Source organism: Dyella flagellata, from assembly GCF_030160275.1.
In the GTDB taxonomy this organism is placed as follows: domain Bacteria; phylum Pseudomonadota; class Gammaproteobacteria; order Xanthomonadales; family Rhodanobacteraceae; genus Dyella_B; species Dyella_B flagellata.
The window spans coordinates 1-16,878 of record NZ_BSOA01000040.1 but is presented as its reverse complement, the minus strand read 5'-3'; the positions used below and the strand labels follow the sequence as shown (position 1 = coordinate 16,878).

At 62.7% G+C, this 16,878-nt stretch carries 15 protein-coding genes; 10 read left to right on the top strand and 5 right to left on the bottom strand.

Annotation, left to right across the window (positions count from 1 at the left end; all coding sequences use genetic code 11):
• Positions 1–58: 58 nt before the first annotated feature.
• On the bottom strand, positions 59–1,396 hold the full coding sequence (locus tag QQJ96_RS16390) for an ammonium transporter (RefSeq protein WP_284333100.1): 1,338 nt from the start codon (positions 1,394–1,396) through the stop codon (positions 59–61).
• A gap of 31 nt (positions 1,397–1,427) precedes the next feature.
• Entirely contained in the window at positions 1,428–1,766 is a 339-nt protein-coding gene (locus QQJ96_RS16385; RefSeq protein WP_284333099.1) for a P-II family nitrogen regulator, read from the bottom strand.
• A 256-nt stretch (positions 1,767–2,022) separates the two neighbouring features.
• Here QQJ96_RS16385 and QQJ96_RS16380 point away from each other — a divergent pair, with 256 nt between their 5' ends.
• The 6 genes from QQJ96_RS16380 to QQJ96_RS16355 are packed head-to-tail and all read left to right on the top strand — an operon-like array spanning position 2,023 to position 7,824.
• Positions 2,023–2,484 (top strand): SUF system Fe-S cluster assembly regulator, encoded by a 462-nt coding sequence (locus QQJ96_RS16380; RefSeq protein WP_284333098.1) that lies wholly within the window; start codon positions 2,023–2,025, stop codon positions 2,482–2,484.
• Entirely contained in the window at positions 2,481–3,947 is a 1,467-nt protein-coding gene (gene sufB / locus QQJ96_RS16375) for a Fe-S cluster assembly protein SufB (RefSeq protein ID WP_284333097.1), read from the top strand. Before QQJ96_RS16380 ends, sufB begins: the two co-directional genes overlap by 4 nt.
• 31 nt (positions 3,948–3,978) lie before the next feature.
• On the top strand, positions 3,979–4,470 hold the full coding sequence (locus QQJ96_RS16370) for a lysozyme inhibitor LprI family protein (RefSeq protein WP_284333096.1): 492 nt from the start codon (positions 3,979–3,981) through the stop codon (positions 4,468–4,470).
• A 14-nt stretch (positions 4,471–4,484) separates the two neighbouring features.
• Entirely contained in the window at positions 4,485–5,258 is a 774-nt protein-coding gene (gene sufC / locus QQJ96_RS16365) for a Fe-S cluster assembly ATPase SufC (protein ID WP_284333095.1), read from the top strand.
• Positions 5,255–6,568, top strand: coding sequence for a Fe-S cluster assembly protein SufD (sufD, locus tag QQJ96_RS16360; RefSeq protein ID WP_284333094.1), 1,314 nt, complete (start codon positions 5,255–5,257; stop codon positions 6,566–6,568). Before sufC ends, sufD begins: the two co-directional genes overlap by 4 nt.
• An 8-nt stretch (positions 6,569–6,576) precedes the next feature.
• Entirely contained in the window at positions 6,577–7,824 is a 1,248-nt protein-coding gene (locus QQJ96_RS16355; RefSeq protein WP_284333093.1) for a cysteine desulfurase, read from the top strand.
• Positions 7,825–7,842: 18 nt separating this feature from the next.
• Here QQJ96_RS16355 and QQJ96_RS16350 read toward each other — a convergent pair whose 3' ends face one another.
• From QQJ96_RS16350 to QQJ96_RS16340, 3 genes are read right to left on the bottom strand one after another with little or no spacing between them, the layout of a single operon-like run.
• The gene (locus tag QQJ96_RS16350) at positions 7,843–8,256 is read right to left on the bottom strand and encodes a hypothetical protein (RefSeq protein ID WP_284333092.1); all 414 of its coding nucleotides are present in this window, start codon (positions 8,254–8,256) and stop codon (positions 7,843–7,845) included.
• Positions 8,253–8,822, bottom strand: a complete 570-nt coding sequence (locus QQJ96_RS16345; protein ID WP_284333091.1) for an RNA polymerase sigma factor — start codon at positions 8,820–8,822, stop codon at positions 8,253–8,255. The genes QQJ96_RS16350 and QQJ96_RS16345 overlap by 4 nt, the downstream gene beginning before the upstream one ends.
• Before the next feature lie 15 nt (positions 8,823–8,837).
• On the bottom strand, positions 8,838–9,176 hold the full coding sequence (locus QQJ96_RS16340) for a hypothetical protein (protein ID WP_284333090.1): 339 nt from the start codon (positions 9,174–9,176) through the stop codon (positions 8,838–8,840).
• A gap of 200 nt (positions 9,177–9,376) precedes the next feature.
• Here QQJ96_RS16340 and QQJ96_RS16335 point away from each other — a divergent pair, with 200 nt between their 5' ends.
• The 4 genes from QQJ96_RS16335 to QQJ96_RS16320 all read left to right on the top strand — a co-directional run.
• Positions 9,377–9,745 (top strand): hypothetical protein, encoded by a 369-nt coding sequence (locus QQJ96_RS16335; protein WP_284333089.1) that lies wholly within the window; start codon positions 9,377–9,379, stop codon positions 9,743–9,745.
• Positions 9,746–9,793: 48 nt separating this feature from the next.
• Entirely contained in the window at positions 9,794–10,333 is a 540-nt protein-coding gene (locus QQJ96_RS16330) for a GNAT family N-acetyltransferase (RefSeq protein ID WP_284333088.1), read from the top strand.
• Positions 10,330–10,647, top strand: a complete 318-nt coding sequence (locus tag QQJ96_RS16325) for a non-heme iron oxygenase ferredoxin subunit (RefSeq protein WP_284333087.1) — start codon at positions 10,330–10,332, stop codon at positions 10,645–10,647. Before QQJ96_RS16330 ends, QQJ96_RS16325 begins: the two co-directional genes overlap by 4 nt.
• A gap of 742 nt (positions 10,648–11,389) precedes the next feature.
• The coding region (locus QQJ96_RS16320; RefSeq protein ID WP_284333086.1) for a non-ribosomal peptide synthetase at positions 11,390–16,878 on the top strand (5,489 nt) is incomplete at its 3' end.

Here is a 16,878-nt window from a genome sequence, read left to right as displayed (position 1 = left end):
ACCGCAGTGATACCGCGCCTGTCGCCGTCCTCTACAAGCCGAGCAAGGGCGGTCGAGATCAAGACAGGTTGTAGGCTCGCTCCTCGTGCTCGGCGATATCCAGTCCCAGCTGCTCCTGCTCGGGACCGACGCGCAAGCCGATCGTCAGATCCACCAGCTTCAGGATCAGCCAGCTCAGCACGCCGCTCCATACCACGGTGAAGCCCACGCCCTTGGCCTGGATCCACAGCTGCTGCAACGGCGACGTCACGGCGCTATCGAAGCCCCCCAGCTTCGGCGCCGCGAACACGCCGGTAAGCAGTGCGCCGATGATGCCCGCTACCGCATGCACGCCGAACACGTCGAGGCTGTCGTCATAGCCCAGCTTGTGCTTCAGGCGCGTGGCGGTAAAGAAGCACACCGCGCCCGCGGCCAAGCCGATCAGCAACGCACCGCTGGGTCCTGCGGTGCCCGCCGCCGGAGTGATGGCGACCAAGCCGGCGACAGCGCCGGAAGCCGCGCCGAGCACGCTGGCGCGCTTGTGCACTATCCACTCCACCGCCACCCAACCGATGACTGCGGCGGCCGTGGCGATCTGGGTTACCAGCATGGCCATGCCCGCATTGCCGTTGGCGGCCACGGCGGAACCGGCGTTGAAGCCAAACCAGCCCAGCCACAGCAAGGCGGCGCCGATGACCGTGTAGCCCAGGTTGTGCGGCGGCATGTGGGTATGCGGCCAGCCGCGCCGCTTGCCGAGCACCAGGCAGGCGACCAGTCCCGCAATGCCGGCATTGATGTGCACCACCGTGCCGCCGGCAAAATCGAGCACGCCCAGATCGCCCAGCAGCGAGCCCGGGCCGCTCCACACCATGTGCGCGATCGGCAGATAGACCAGGCTGAGCCATAAGCCGGAAAACCACAGCATGGCGCTGAATTTCATGCGCTCGGCGTAGGCGCCGATGATCAGTGCCGGTGTGATGATCGCGAACGTGAGCTGGAACATCACGAACACGCTTTCCGGCACCGTCTGGTACAGCGTCGAGGGCGTAAGCCCGGCCAGCATCACGCGATCAAAGGCGCCAAGGAACGAATGCCAATTGGTGACGCCTGCATGCATGCCCTGCGTGCTGAAGGCCAGCGAATAGCCGTACACCATCCATAGCACCGTCACCAGCGCGGTGATTGCCAGGCACTGCATCATCACCGACAACAGGTTTTTCGCCCGCACCATGCCACCGTAGAACAGCGCGACGCCCGGGATTGTCATCATCAGCACGAAGGCGCTGGCGACGATCATCCAGGCGGTGTCGCCGGCGTTGAGCGACGGCGCAGGCGTGGCCTGCGCAAAAGCCGGCAGGGAGAAGCCCGCCGTGGCCACGGCGGCGGCACGCCGCAAAACCCATCGATACTTGCCCATCTCCCGATCCCCATTGCCCCGTCTATGCATGTCAAAGCGCATCCGCGTCCACTTCCTGCGTGCGAATGCGGATCACCTGTTCCAGCTCGCTCACGAAAATCTTGCCGTCGCCCACCTTGCCGGTGCGCGCGGCGCGGACGATGGCTTCGACCGCCAGCTCGACCTGGTCGTCGGCCACCGCTAGCTCGATCTTCAGCTTGGGCAGGAAGTCCACGACGTACTCGGCGCCGCGGTACAGCTCGGTATGCCCGCGCTGCCGGCCGAAGCCCTTGACCTCGGTAACCGTCATGCCCTGCACGCCGGCTTCGCCCAGCGCCTCGCGCACGTCGTCCAGGGTGAAGGGCTTGATGATCGCGGTAACCCATTTCATGCGTTGCGGCTCCGAAGCTTGTATTTGTTGCGGTACAGCAGATTGCGTGCCAAGGACGAGGATGGCTTGACGTTCCGCTTGGCAGCGCCATTCCTGGGCGGAGCAGTGCTGGGAGCGACTGCTGGCGTGCCATATCTGGTGCATTATTTGCACCGTGATGGGGCAATGCTGCCGGCAGCCGATGGCCTGCCATTTGACCGTACCGGGCTGAATCAGTACCATTTCAGTACTAATTAAGCGGCAGCCCTCTTTCCCCATGTTTCGTGTCAGCCGACTGACGGACTACGCCACCGTGGTGATGACTTGCATCGCCGCGCACCCTGGCGACGTCCTCAGCACCGCCCAGATCGCCGAAGAGGCGCATCTGGAATTGCCCACCGTCAGCAAACTGCTGAAGTCGCTGGGCCATGCCGGGCTGGTGGATTCCTTCCGTGGGGTGAACGGTGGCTACCGCCTGGCGCGGCCGGCGCAGCAGATCAGCCTGGCCGCCATCGTGGAGGCGATCGAAGGCCCGCTCGGCATGACCGAATGCACGCTCAGCGAAGGCCAGTGCGAGCGCGAAGCCCAGTGCGGCGTGCGAGGCAGCTGGCAGCGCATCAACCATGTACTCGACAACGCGCTGCGCACGATGAGCCTGGCCGACATGCTGCGCCCCGTTGCGCCGCCGGCCGCTGCCAGCGTGCCGCTTACCGAATTGAAAGGCAGGACAGCACCATGACCATCGAGAACGATAGCCCCGTCGTGCTGCGCGACAATGCTGAAGTCGCCGCCGCGCTCGGCCGTCGCTACGAAGCCGGCTTCGTCACCGACATCGAAACGCACAGCCTGCCGCCAGGCTTGTCCGAAGACACCGTGCGGCAGCTTTCGGCGCTGAAAGGCGAGCCGGAATGGATGACCGAGTGGCGCCTGAAGGCGTATCGCCACTGGCTGACCATGCCGATGCCGAACTGGGCCAAGCTCAACATCGCGCCGATCGATTTCCAGGCGATCAGCTACTACGCCTCGCCGAAGAACAAGCCCAAATCGCTGGACGAGGTCGATCCGAAGCTGCTGGAGGCCTACGACAAGCTGGGCGTGCCGCTGCACGAGCGCGCCAAGCTCGCCGGCGTGGCGGTGGACGCGGTGTTCGACTCCGTTTCCGTGGGCACCACCTTCCGCAAGGAGCTGGCCGAAGCCGGCGTGATCTTCTGCTCGATGAGCGAAGCCATCCGCGAACATGCTGAGCTGGTGCAGAAATACCTCGGCAGCGTGGTGCCGACCGGCGACAACTATTTCGCCGCGCTCAATTCGGCGGTGTTCTCCGACGGCTCCTTCGTGTTCATCCCCAAGGGTGTGCGCTGCCCAATGGAGCTGTCCACCTACTTCCGCATCAACGCCGGCCACACCGGCCAGTTCGAGCGCACGCTGATCATCGCCGAAGACGGTGCTTACGTTTCCTACCTGGAAGGCTGTACCGCACCGATGCGCGACGAGAATCAGCTGCATGCCGCAGTGGTGGAACTGGTCGCGCTGGAAAAGGCGCAGATCAAGTATTCCACCGTGCAGAACTGGTACCCGGGCGACGAGCAAGGCCGGGGCGGCATCTACAATTTCGTCACCAAGCGCGGCGATTGCCGCGGCGACGATGCGAAGATCTCCTGGACGCAGGTGGAAACCGGTTCGGCGATCACCTGGAAATACCCCAGCTGCGTGCTGCGCGGCGACCGCTCGGTCGGCGAGTTCTATTCGGTGGCGCTGACGCACCACCGCCAGCAGGCCGACACCGGCACCAAGATGATCCACATCGGCAAGGGTACCCGCTCGAAGATCGTGTCCAAGGGCATCAGCGCCGGCAAGAGTTCCAACAGCTACCGCGGCCTGGTGAAAGTGGAAAAGGGCGCCGAAGGTGCCCGCAACTACACGCAGTGCGACTCGTTGTTGATCGGCAAGAAGTGCGGCGCGCATACCTTCCCGTACATGGAAGTGAAGAATCCGACCGCCATCGTCGAGCACGAAGCCACCACCTCGAAGATCTCCGACGACCAGCTGTTCTACTGCCGGGCGCGTGGCATCGGCGAAGAGGATGCGGTGTCGATGATCGTGGACGGCTTCTGCAAGCAGGTGTTCCGCGAGCTGCCGATGGAATTTGCGGTGGAGGCGAAGAAGTTGCTGGAGATCTCGCTGGAAGGCGCGGTGGGTTGAGATGTGCTCTCGCTACGGAAGGAGTCGCGCCGTGAAGAAGGCCTTGCTTGCTCTGCTAATGCTTGGAGCGGCTTTCGCTGTGCACGCCGATCAGCCCATGTCCGATCATGGGATCGTCGACCACTATTGCGCCAAGGCCAACACGCAGCGCGATATGGACGAGTGCGCTGCCGCGGCGCTGAAAGATGCCGATCGTCAGCTCAACGCCACCTATCAGGCCGCACTCAAGAAGTGGGCCGCCTTTCCGGACACAACCGCCAAGCTTCGCCAGGCGCAGCGCAGCTGGCTCGCCTATCGGGATGCCGATGTCGCCGCGCGCTTTGCGCTTGCCGATAAGGAGCGGGCGCAAGGAACCGCAGGTACCGCCTATCCGATGGCGCATAGCCTTTATCAAGCTGGCCTGGAGTTTGAGCGCGTGGCCCGCTTGTGCGAATTTTTACGCGGTGATGCCTATGGCGAGCGCGATACCGCAAGTTGCGCCGATCTGGCGGCTCATCCCGCCGTGGTCCCCCATCAACCTTGAATGACTTTGTAGCCATGCTGAAGATCGAAAACCTGCACGCCCGCGTCGAGGGCAAGGAAATCCTCAAAGGTCTCACGCTTACGGTGAACCCCGGCGAGGTGCACGCCATCATGGGCCCGAACGGCGCAGGCAAGTCGACGCTGGGTAATGTCCTGTCCGGTCGCGAGGGCTACGAAGTCACCGCCGGCTCCGTCATGTTCGAAGGGCGCGATCTGCTGGCGCTGGAGCCGGAAGAGCGCGCCGCGGCCGGCGTGTTCCTGGCCTTCCAGTACCCGGTGGAAATCCCCGGCGTGAACAATACCTACTTCCTGCGCGCGGCGCTCAACGCGCAGCGCAAGCAGCGCGGCGAAGCCGAACTGGACTCCATGCAGTTCCTCAAGCTCGTGCGCGAGAAGCTGAAGATCATGCAGATCTCCGACGAGCTGCTGCATCGCGCCGTCAACGAAGGCTTCTCCGGCGGCGAAAAGAAACGCAATGAGATCTTCCAGATGGCCGTGCTGGAGCCGAAGCTGGCGATGCTCGACGAAACCGATTCGGGCCTGGACATCGACGCGCTCAAGCAGGTGGCACAAGGTGTGAACGCGCTGCGTTCGCCGGACCGCGCGTTCCTGGTGATCACCCACTACCAGCGCCTGCTCGACTACATCGAGCCGGATTTCGTGCACGTGCTGGCCGATGGCCGCATTGTTGAAAGCGGCGACAAGACCCTGGCGCTGAAGCTGGAAGAGCATGGTTATGCCTGGGTCGCCGAGCGCGATCCGGCCCTGGCCAATGAGGCGCGTGCATGAGTCGGTCGCCGGCACCCATGCCTTTCCTTGATGCGTTGCGCGAAGCTGGTGAGCTGCGTTTGCCGGGTAGCGGGCTGGCGTGGCTGGACGCGGCGCGGCGTGAAAACCTTGAGGCTTTCATTGCGGCTGGCTTGCCGGATACGCGAGCGGAAGCGTGGAAGTACACTGCGCTGCGCGCGCTGGGACAGCGGCGCTTCGCGTTGGGTGACGCGGCTGCTGCCACGCATCCAGTCGATCCATACGCGCTGACCTTGCCCGGCATCGACGGTCCGCGTCTGGTGTTCGTCAACGGCGTGTTCCGCGCCGACCTCTCCAGGCTCGAATCGCTACCGCCGGGCCTATCGCTGCAGCCGCTTTCCCAGGTGCTGGCGAACGATCCCGAGCCGCTGCGTTTCGCCCTCAGCCGTCACTATCGGGAAGCCGGCGATGCTTTCGCACGGCTCAACGCGGCACTTGCCGGCGACGGCGTGGTGCTGCGCGTCGCGCCGGGCGCGCGTATCGGCAAGCCCATCCATCTATGCTTTGCAGGAGTGCCGGCACAAGGCGACGTTGCCTGGCACCTGCGCAACGTGATCGAACTGGGCGAGGGCGCCGAACTCGATCTGGTCGAGCACCATCTGGCCACGGCGCGGCACCAGCACCTTGGTACTCTGGTCAGCGAGATCGTCGCGCGCGACGGAGCCAAGCTGCAGCACACGCTGTTGCAGAACGCTGGCGACGAAAGCACGTTGATCCGTCGTGGCAGCGTCCGCCTGGGCGCAAAGGCGCAAGCCATGCTGCACGTATTGGAGCTGGGCGCTGCGCTGACGCGGCATGATCTCCACGCCGAACTGCACGGTGACGGGGCGCGTTTCGATACGCGCGGTGTCTTCGTATTGCGGGGGCGCCAGCATGCCGATACGCAGCTTTCGATCCATCATCAGGCGCTCGATACGGCCTCCGAATCCATCTGGCGCGGCGTCGCCGATGAGCGTTCGCGAGGCGTCTTCCGCGGCGCGATCGTAGTGGCGCAAGGCGCGGACGGCAGCGACGCCAGCCTCAACAACAAGAACCTGCTGCTGTCGCCACTGGCCGAGATCGACACCAAGCCGGAACTGGAAATCTACGCCGATGAAGTGAAGGCCGCGCACGGCGCCACCGTCGGCCAGCTCGACGAGCGCGCGCTGTTCTACCTGCGCTCGCGTGGTTTGCCCCAGGCGGAGGCACGCGCACTGCTTACCGCGGCATTCTGCCGAGCGGTGTTCGTAGCGCTGCCCAACGAAACCTTGCGCGATCATTTTTCCGACACCCTGCTCGCGCATCTGCCCTGATGGCTCCCATGAACGTCAAGCCCAGCCATCCCCCCGTCGACTTCGATGTACAACGCGTGCGCGCGGACTTCCCGCTGCTGGCGCGTCAGGTGCACGGCAAGCCGCTGGTGTATCTGGACAACGCCAATACCAGCCAGAAGCCGCGGCAGGTGATCGAAGCGGTAGACCGCCACTACCGCGAGCACAACGCGAACGTGGCGCGTGCGGTCCATCAGCTGGGGGAGGAGGCGACGGCCGCCTACGAGAATGCGCGTGACCAATTGGCGGCGTTCATCCATGCCGGTTCGCGCAATGAGCTGGTGCTTACCTCCGGCACCACCCAGTCGATGAACCTGGTGGCCTACAGCTACGCATTGCCTCGGCTCAAACCTGGCGATGCGATTGTCACCACGGTGATGGAGCACCATGCCAACATCGTGCCGTGGCAGCTCGTCGCCGCGCGTACCGGTGCAACGGTAAAGCCGGCGCCGATCGATCAGAGCGGTGAGCTGATCCTGGAAAAGTTCTTCGAGCTGCTCACGCCGGAAGTAAAGCTGGCCTGCGTCGCGCATGTCTCCAACGTGCTGGGCACGGTGAACCCGATCCGCGAAATCGCGCGCGAATGCCGTAAGCGCGGCATCCCGCTGGCGGTGGATGGTTCACAGGCGCTACCGCACCGTCCGGTGGACGTGCAGGCGCTGGGCTGTGATTTCTATGCGCTCACCGGCCACAAGATGCTTGCTCCGACTGGCACCGGTGCGCTTTGGGCCAAGCGCGAGCATTTAGAGGCCATGCCGCCATTCTTCGGCGGCGGCGAAATGATCCGCGAGGTGCGCTTTGATGGCACCACCTTTGCCGATCCGCCGCACAAGTTCGAGGCGGGCACGCCGAACATCGCGGGTTTTGCCGGCGTGGGCGCGGCGATCGACTACTACCGGTCCTTGGGGTTCGAAGCGGTCCGAGCATGGGAATCGGAACTCCTGAGCTACGCCACGCAACGACTGCGCGAGATTCCCGGCCTGCGCATCTTTGGCGAAGCCAAGGACAAGGAGCCGGTGATCTCCTTCCTGCTTGAAGGCGCGCAGGCCACCGATATGGCGACTCTGCTGGACCTGGAGGGTGTTGCGGTGCGCTCGGGCCACCACTGCGCCCATCCGCTGATGCAGTTCTATGGCGTGCCGGCCACCCTGCGCGCATCGCTTGCGTTCTACAACACGCGCGAGGAAGTGGATGCGTTTATTGCCGCGTTGCTGAAGGTGCGCAAGCTGCTCATGTAACTTGCATAGCCGGGATGTTCATCCCGGCCGACGATGGAAGCCGGGCAGCTTGCCGAGCAGGACCGGTAGTGCGAAACAGGCCGCCAAGGCCATCAGCCACGGATTCGAAAACCAGCTCAGCACCAGGCCGCTGTAACGCGCGACCAGGCCGAGCAGCGCGAGCACCAGCACACTGAGCAACACCCAGCTCAGATACAGCTCCAGCCGCATATCGTCAGCGGCTTGGCGACGAACCTCCCTGGCAACCTGACTGGCAAAGTCGAGCGGCAAGTCCCGGTCCAGCGGCTGCCGCAACACGCGGACCACCGCCCGATAGCTCTGGAGTTTCGCCTCATCGTGCGCATCCAGACCCAGCCGCTCGGCCTTGGCGGCCTGTTCCTGCAGCATCCATTCGCGTTCCACGGGATTGTCGCCAGGTGTTTCGTGGGTCATGGAGCCACTCCATAAAAAACTTCCAGCTGTTCGCGCAAGCGAAGCCGCGTGCGAAACAGATGGCTCTTGATCGTTCCGCTTGCCAGGCCGGTGATAACGGCAATCTCATCGATGGACAGCTCGTCCAGATGGTAAAGCGTGAGCAGGGTGCGTTGCAGCGGGGGCAGGGTTTCGATGACCTGATGCAGCCGCGCGGCGATTTCGCTGTCGGCGTAGGCGGTTTCCAGGTCGAAGCCATCGCTAAGCTTATCGATCGGACTGGAGGCGTCCTCATCCTGGCCTGGGTCGAATAAGGCAATGCGCTTGCGCTCCATGTGTCGCAGCGCGACGGTATAGGCGATGCGGCCGATCCAGGACTTGAGCGCGCTTTCATGGCGAAACTGCCGCAAGCGCCGATGCACGAGCAGGAACGTTTCCTGGCACAGCTCGCGTGCGTCTTCGGGGTGACGGACCATGCGGTAGATGATATGCCAGCACAGCGCCTGATGCTCACGCACCAGCCGTTCGAACGCCCCAGGCGCGTTCGCCAGGACGGCTTTGACCAACGGGCTGTCCGGATGACTCATGCGTTGCGGCGCCGATCAGCCGAAGCGTCGCGCCAGCATGAAGAACAGCAGCGAGCCAAACCCGAACGCGCCCAGCAGCATCGCTACCACGCCTGGGTTGATCTCGTTCCAGCCCATGGCTTGGATAACGCCGAAGCCGATGGCTTCCATGCAGGTAAGAATGCCCCAGCGCAAGGCATTCATCCGCTCGCGATGAGCGTCGGCCTGCACGACGGATTCCACCAGCTCCTTCGAACTGCAGGCTTGCAGCATTCTGATGCGCAGGCGGGCGCTGACCAGCAGCCTCACGATATAGCTGATGCCCAGCGTGACGCAAAGGAAAAGCACAATCGGAACGAGATCGGTTTTGTCCATCGTCTATTCCCCATAAGTGAACAGGTACGAGTATAGAGATACGCTCAGCCGCCGAACGGTTGCAGGCAGATGCGTTGCAACGCTTTACTCGCCGGTTGCATCTACCTATGCGTAGTCCGCTATCCCTCGCAGACCTCCAGCCGGCCGCATGTTTCGCATGCCGGCCAGGGACCTGCTGCGCCTCGCAAAAGGAGTAGCCCATGCGTTCCCATTTAGCCGCACTATGTCTTGCGTGTTTTCCCTGCGTTGTACTGGCCGATTCGGTCCGGACCATCGAAGTGATCAATGATACGCACAGCCGTATCGATACCTTTGCGATGGCGCCCGCCGGCAGCGATCGCTGGATCGAGGTCGATTTCAGGGCGCCCATGCACGAGTCCTGGTTCGATCATCAGCTTGCCCTCATGCTGCAGTTCCATGACAACGACAGCTGCCTGCGCGACCTGCGCACGGAGCTGTCGGATGGCCGCCGGATCTTCGCGCGCCGTTTCGACTTGTGCCGTTTTCACGCCTATCGGCCGGGCATGAGCTTCCATCACGGTCATCCCGGAGCCCCGCTCATGCCATAGCCGGGCGGATGGCTTTGGCCGGATCGCGGCGCGGATTATCATGGGTGGATGAATGCCGTTATCGCTCCCGTGTTCCGCAAGGCTGCCGAAGCCGATATCGGCGCCATCGTCGCCCTGGTTCAATCCGCCTATCGCGGTGCATCCAGCCGCCTGGGCTGGACCACCGAAGCCGATCTGCTCGATGGGCAGCGCACGGATCCGGATGACGTGGCCCAGGTGCTGGCCGCGCCGGACAGCGCCGTGCTGCTGGCGTCGATCGACCGTCAATTGCTTGCCTGCTGCCATGTCGAGCGACACGGCGATGCGGCGTACTTCGGCATGTTCGCCGTTCATCCGCCGCGCCAGGGCGGTGGGCTGGGCCGCCTGATGCTTTCCGAAGCCGAACGCTATGCGCGGCAAGCCTGGCAATGCAAGGCGATGCACATGAAGGTGATCGACGCGCGCAGCGACCTGATGGCCTGGTACGAACGGCGGGGCTATCGCCGCACCGGCGAATATTCGCCTTTCCCGTATGGTGAGGAACGCTACGGCATTCCGCGCCGCGACGATCTCAAGTTTGAGTTGATGGTGAAGGAGTTGACGGCATGAGCGAGACCTGGATCGAGGTCGGCACGCGTTCGGAGCTGTTGCCTGGCGAATTCAAAGTGGTTTGGGATGGCGACACTGCCATCGCCGTCTTCAACATCGACGGCGACCTTTACGCGGTCGAGGATATCTGCACTCACGACGGCGGCGAGCTGGCGGGTGGCGAGATCATTGGCCACGAAGTGGAATGCCCGCGCCATGGCGCGCGGTTCGACTTGCGCACGGGGGAGCCGACTTGTCCGCCGGCGTACGAGCCGATTTACCGCTTTCCGGTGAAAGAAGAACAGGGCTTGATCTGGACGCGGGACGATCGCTGAGCGCATCGCGCAATCATCATCTTTGCAAGTTTTCGCAAGAAACGTTCCCGCTTTTGTGTCTTGTTTCTCAAGGCGGCAGGCACGCGGCCGCTGTTGACGAAGCCTTCATCGACGAATTGCTACATCGCAGCATAATTGTAGGTCTTCGGCTAGGTGAGTTGTAGGTGTTTGTAGGGTGATACCGCACGCCCGGATACGCACGCGTGCGGCGTTACGGCAAGACGCGGGTCGATGTGCGTCCTGGCCCGTGTAAGCAGGTCAAGTGGATGACGTTAGCTGCCTGTCGGCGATCGTCCTTTTTTGCGGTGTCAATCGCGTAGGTGTTCTGTTCACGGCTGATGGGAGGCTGTGACGGTTTGTTTGCGCCCCAAAAAGGCGCCGTTGCGGGCGCCGGTGAGTGTGCCAAGGGTCATAACTGATGCACCACGAATGCGAATGCAGCGCAAGCGGAGTCGGCCCGTACCAGTGAGAGTTCGAGTCGGCCGGCCGGATCTGAGCGTGCGCCTTTGCAAGGAGATTGCGCAATGAATCATGCGTCACCTGGGTAGCTGTTGCTGACGGTCGCCCAGCGCGGATTGCGGTCCTTACCGGTCTGCTCATTCGTGCGTGATGGCGGCTCACTTGCCAAACCGAAGCGCTGAGTGTCAGCGCAGCTGTATTTCCTGATCGCTGAAAGCTGCGAGGGCTGCGTTGTGCCCGTTTTTCGCGCGACCTAACCATTTAATCCCTGCTAGGGGGGATTATGAGCGAATACCTTATTCGGTTACGCCATGCGTGGCGTGAACAGCTGGGCGGCCAACCGGCATGCCTGAACCTACCGTTCGACCACCCGCGTACGGCGGTGAAAGGCGATCGAGTCGGCCGTATCCAGGTGACCTACCCTGCGGGCCTGGTGCGTGATATCCAGCAGGTGACGGCGTTGCACCAGTTGACGGTGTTTACTTTGCTGGAAACCAGCCTGGCGATGGTGTTTGGCCAACTTGCGCGTAGTCGCGATGTAGTGGTCGGCACGACGGTGGAAAGTCACCAGCAGCCTGGTGCTGAGACGAAGACTGACCCGTCCTTCAACATCATTGCTTTGCCCCATCGCGTGCGAGGGGCTGTGTCAGTGCTGAGCCACTGGCAAGAAGGTGTCGAGGCTTTGCAATGGGGCCAGCAACACGGCGAGCTGCCGTTTGCCGATATCGTGGCAGCCGTGAATCCGCCGCGAAGCGCCTCGCATGATCCGATATTCCAGGTTTTTTGCCGGCTGCAGCAGCAAACGGTCGAGCATCCTGATTCCCTCAAGGCGAATGGACTATGCGCGGATGTGGCGGTCGTCTTCCAGCAGGATGCGGACAGCTTGCAGGCGGAGGTGGAGTACAACGCAGAGCTGTTCGAGGCAGCGACAGTGGAGGCGGTGCTATCGCTGTATCAGTTGTTCCTGTTGCAGGCGCTGAGGGCACCGGAGACTTGCCTGGAGGCGACCTGGCGAGCAAGCGTGGCGTCGATCGAAACATCAGGGAATCACGCGGTGCTGGGTCGCTTGCTGCATCGCCCTGTCGCCGGCACTGGCGCCTGGTATCCGCTATCGCCGGCGCAGGAAGCGGTATGGATAGGCAAGCAGGCTGCGCCGCGAGGAAGCTCGTATCAGGCGATAGCGGTGATGCGATGCTCGCCGTGCGTGGATCATGATCGGCTGGAAGCGGCCGCGCGTGGGCTGATTACCCAGCATCAGTCATGCTGGTTGGAGTGGACCGACCTGGGGTTGCAGCATCAGTCGTTTACGCCGATGACCAGGGTGGTGCACAAGCTCAGCCAGGAAGCCATCGGCGAAGACGCACAGCGCCAACGTGTCCTTCAGTGGCATCGGGAGCTGATGGAAAACCCGGCTGACACGGCAGGGACGATAGCTATCTTCCACTGGCCCGACAGCATACTTGTGGCGCTTCGCATGCATCACATCGTGTATGACGGCTGGTCGGTGGTGCGTTACTACGAACGCCTGGCCAAGAATTATGCCTTGCTGGAGAAAGATCCCTCGCATGGGTTCGAGATGGATCGCTTCTATCTGGACACGCTGAAATCCGAACAGGCCTACCTTGACTCGCCCCGGTATGCGGAGGATGGACTGTTCTGGCAGGCGTCCTGTGCCAAGCTGCCAGCCGTGCCGCTGGTTGGAGTGTTGGCAGATCGCCCGCATGCTACCGATGTTGCCCATCAAGTCACCTCCGTGTTCCGCACGCTGCCGCCACTGTTGCAGGAGGTTTTGCACCAGGTAGCTGACAGCGCGTCAGTTTCCCCGGCGGAGTGCCTGACCGCCTTGACCGCGCTCTACCTGGCACGAGTCAGTGGCGAGGGCGAGCTGGCGCTGGGTGTGGCTTTTCTCAACCGCACCCGCGAAGCGCTGGATATTCCGGGGCAATTCGCCAAGGCCCTGCCACTGGGGCTATCGTTAGATTTGGCGCAGGACACGTTGTCCGATGGCATCGCGAAGGTCTGCGAGGCTTTCCGCCAAGTGCTGCAGCACGGCCGCTATCCGTTTGGCGAGATGGTGCGCAAGCACAGCCTGGATGCACGGCATGCCGAGATCAGCGTCAATACCTTGTTTTTGAAACGCGGCGTCGAATTGGCTGGCGAGCCGGCGCATGTGCAATGGATAAGCGGCCCGGAAGGCGGCTTGTCGTTTCTGTACACGCAGTTTGGCCGGCAAGCGTCGGTGGATCTGGAGCTTCGCTTCAACCGCGCGGTGTTCGATGAAGCGACCGTGGAGCGACACGCGGATCGCTTGCTGCAGTTTCTGGCCCATGCTTGCGATGACATCAAGGCACTTCTGAAGGATGTGCAGCTGTTGTTGGAGGAGGAGCGTTGTTGGTTGCTGGATGCGTGGAATGCGACGGAGCAACCCTATCCGCAGGAGAAATGCGTCCACCAGTTGTTCGAAGAGCAGGTGGCGCGTGACCCGGAAGCGGTGGCGTTGATCGTTGGCGAAGAGCAGTTCAGCTATGCCCAGCTCAACCGGCGTGCGAACGCCATAGCGTATCGGCTGATTCAGGAGGGCGTGAAACCCGACGAGCGGGTGGCGATTTGCGCGCAGCGCAGCATCGGGATGGTGGCCGGCTGGTTGGGGATACTTAAAGCGGGCGGCGCCTATGTGCCGCTGGATCCGGCTCACCCTGGCGAACGCCTGCGGCAGATTTTGACGGATGCCGAGCCGAAGCTATTGCTGCTGGATAACGCAGGCAAGGATGCAATCGGCGAGGGTGCGTTCGTCACCTGCCAGAACCTGGCGCTGGATGATGCCGCGGGATGGCCGGCGCAAATGTCAGGCAATCCGCGGGTGCGAGCGCTGAACTCGCGTCATCTGGCCTATGTGATTTATACCTCCGGTTCTACGGGGAACCCTAAGGGGGTGATGGTTGAGCATCGCTCCCTGGTGAACCTGGTGAGTTGGCATGTCGAGCAGTTTGGCTTGGGCTTGGGACATCGCAGCACCGCGACTGCCGGGGTAGGGTTTGATGCAAGTACGTGGGAAGTCTGGCCGGCGTTGAGCGCCGGCACGACCTTGCTGCTGCCTCCGTCGACAATGACACGCGATCCGGAGAGCTTGCTGCAATGGTGGCGCGAGCAGACGATCGACCATGCTTTCCTGGTGACGCCATTGGCGCAGTTGGCGATGGAAGCTGCGCTGCCTTCCGGCTTGCAGCAATTGCTGGTGGGTGGCGATCGCCTGAATGCGCTATCGCGGTCCCTGCCGCCGCATGTGCGCGTCATCAACAACTACGGACCCACCGAGACCACAGTAGTGGCGACGTCCGGGCGTGTAGGGCGAGATGATGCCGTGCCATCCATCGGCCGCCCTATAGCCAATACACGGATCTATCTGTTGGACGCACGGCAGCAGCCGGTGCCATTAGGCGCTGTGGGCGAGCTGTACATCGGCGGTGCTGGCGTGGCACGTGGCTACTGGAATCGCGAGGAGTTGACGGCGGATCGATTCCTGCGCGATCCGTTCAGCGACAAGGCGGATGCGCGGATGTATCGGACGGGGGATCTGGCGAAGTACCTGCCGGATGGGAACCTCATATATCTGGGCCGCAACGACAGCCAGGTGAAGATCCGCGGCTTCCGCATCGAGCCGGGCGAGATCGAAGCCCGGCTGCTGGAACTCGATGACGTCCGCGAGGCAGCGGTGATTGCGAGGGAGGGACGCGCGAACGAGCAAAGGCTGGTGGCGTATGTAGTGTTGCATGAGCGTGCTGTCGTCGACGACCCGATCTCTGGGCTACGCGCACACTTGGATCAGCGTTTGCCGGATTACATGTTGCCGTCGGCGTTTGTGCCGATGGAGGCGTTGCCGCTCACACCGAATGGCAAGCTGGACCGCCAGGCATTGCCGCCACCCGATGAGGAGGCGTATGCGCGTGAAAGGTATGAATCGCCGCAAGGCGACATGGAGCAGACCCTCGCGCAAATCTGGCAAGAGTTGTTGGGCGTGGAACAGGTCGGCCGGTACGACAACTTCTTTACCTTGGGCGGACATTCGTTGCTGGCCGTGCAGCATATGGAACGGTTGCGCCGTCTAGGCCTGGCATTCGACGTGCGCGCCTTGTTCGCCACACCAAGGCTGTGTGACCTGGCGGCGGCCTTAGGTCACTCCCGCGAGGTGGTCGTGCCACCTAACCGGATCCTGTTCGATAGCGCAGCGATCACTCCAGCGATGTTGCCGTTGATCGACCTGACCCAGTCCGACATCGATCGGATCGTGGCGCAGGTACCGGGAGGCATCGGCAACATCCAGGATATCTATGCGCTCTCGCCGCTGCAGGATGGGATTCTGTTTCATCACCTGTTGTCCAAAGAAGGCGACCCGTATCTGTTGGTCGGACAACTGGCCTTTGCCGATCGCCCTAGTTTGGATCGCTTTGTGGAGGCATTGCAGCAGGTAGTGGAGCGGCATGACATCTTGCGCACGGCCATTGTGTGGAAGGGACTATCGATGCCCGCACAGGTGGTATGGCGGCATGCCGGCGTACCGGTGACTAGCTGGGAACTGGATCCGTCGGCAGGATCGATTGCGGAGCAGTTGCGCTCGTGTGTGGATCCGCGTCATCACTCCATCGACCTGAGCCAGGCGCCGCTGCTGCTTCACGACATTGCACAGGATTCCAGCGACGGCCGTTGGCACATGGTGCAGCGTCTGCATCACCTGGCCGGCGACCATTCGACGCTGGAGATTCTGTACCGGGAGGTGCACGCGATCCTGTGTGGCCAGGGCGCACAGTTGGCGCCGGCCCAGCCGTTCCGGAACTTGATTGCGCAGGCACGCCTGGGAGTGAGCGAGGCCGAACACGAGCAATACTTCCAAGCGCAATTGCGTGATATCGAGGAGCCCTGCCTGCCCTTTGGCCTGAGCGAAGTCCACCGCGGCGGCGAACAGGTGGAGGAACGGCACGAGCGTCTGCCCGCCCGCCTCAACGAGCGCTTGCGCGCGCAGGCACGGCGTCGTGGCGTAAGCCTGGCGAGCTTGTGTCATCTGGCCTGGGGGCAAGTAGTGGCGCGTAGCAGCGGGCAGGACACCGCCGTATTCGGAACCGTGCTGTTCGGACGTATGCATGCAGGGTCCGGTGCCGATCAGGCGATGGGTCTGTTCATCAACACGCTGCCGTTGCGCCTGGACCTGGATGAGACCACGGTGGAGGCGAGCGTGCAGATCGCGCATCGCCGCCTCGCGGAGTTGTTGCAGCACGAACACGCTTCGCTTTCACTGGCGCAACGCTGCAGCAGCGTTGCCGCACCTGCGCCGTTGTTCAGTGCTTTGCTCAATTACCGGCATAACCGGGATTTCGACGAAACCTCGATTGTTGACCAGAGCCTGGGGATGGAATGGCTCGGCAACGAAGAGCGGACCAACTATCCGTTGATCCTGGCGGTCGAAGACTATGGCGACGCCTTGGGCGTGACTGCGCAGGTGATCAGTCCATGGCGTCCCGAGCAGATCTGCGGATATATGCGGTGCGCGCTGGAGAGCCTGGTGGAAGCGTTGGAGCATGCGCCCGACACACCGGTACGCGCGTTGAACATCGTACCCAAGGCCGAGCGGGAACTGCTGCTTGGGACACGCAATGCGAAGGCCCCGTCATGCTTGGCGGATCATTGCATCCACCAGTTGTTCGAAGCGCAAGCGCAGCGCAGCCCGGACGCGTTGGCGATCATCTACGGGGAAGAACGGCTGAGCTACGCCGAACTCAA

Excerpts from the sequence above, each read along its gene's own strand:
- sufD (WP_284333094.1), top strand. The coding sequence starts at position 5,255 with ATGAGTCGGTCGCCGGCACCCATGCCTTTCCTTGATGCGTTGCGCGAA.
- QQJ96_RS16385 (WP_284333099.1), bottom strand. The coding sequence starts at position 1,766 with ATGAAATGGGTTACCGCGATCATCAAGCCCTTCACCCTGGACGACGTG.
- QQJ96_RS16345 (WP_284333091.1), bottom strand. The coding sequence starts at position 8,822 with ATGAGTCATCCGGACAGCCCGTTGGTCAAAGCCGTCCTGGCGAACGCG.
- QQJ96_RS16355 (WP_284333093.1), top strand. The coding sequence starts at position 6,577 with ATGAACGTCAAGCCCAGCCATCCCCCCGTCGACTTCGATGTACAACGC.
- QQJ96_RS16330 (WP_284333088.1), top strand. The coding sequence starts at position 9,794 with ATGAATGCCGTTATCGCTCCCGTGTTCCGCAAGGCTGCCGAAGCCGAT.
- QQJ96_RS16340 (WP_284333090.1), bottom strand. The coding sequence starts at position 9,176 with ATGGACAAAACCGATCTCGTTCCGATTGTGCTTTTCCTTTGCGTCACG.
- QQJ96_RS16335 (WP_284333089.1), top strand. The coding sequence starts at position 9,377 with ATGCGTTCCCATTTAGCCGCACTATGTCTTGCGTGTTTTCCCTGCGTT.
- QQJ96_RS16380 (WP_284333098.1), top strand. The coding sequence starts at position 2,023 with ATGTTTCGTGTCAGCCGACTGACGGACTACGCCACCGTGGTGATGACT.
- QQJ96_RS16350 (WP_284333092.1), bottom strand. The coding sequence starts at position 8,256 with ATGACCCACGAAACACCTGGCGACAATCCCGTGGAACGCGAATGGATG.
- sufC (WP_284333095.1), top strand. The coding sequence starts at position 4,485 with ATGCTGAAGATCGAAAACCTGCACGCCCGCGTCGAGGGCAAGGAAATC.
- QQJ96_RS16325 (WP_284333087.1), top strand. The coding sequence starts at position 10,330 with ATGAGCGAGACCTGGATCGAGGTCGGCACGCGTTCGGAGCTGTTGCCT.
- QQJ96_RS16390 (WP_284333100.1), bottom strand. The coding sequence starts at position 1,396 with ATGGGCAAGTATCGATGGGTTTTGCGGCGTGCCGCCGCCGTGGCCACG.
- sufB (WP_284333097.1), top strand. The coding sequence starts at position 2,481 with ATGACCATCGAGAACGATAGCCCCGTCGTGCTGCGCGACAATGCTGAA.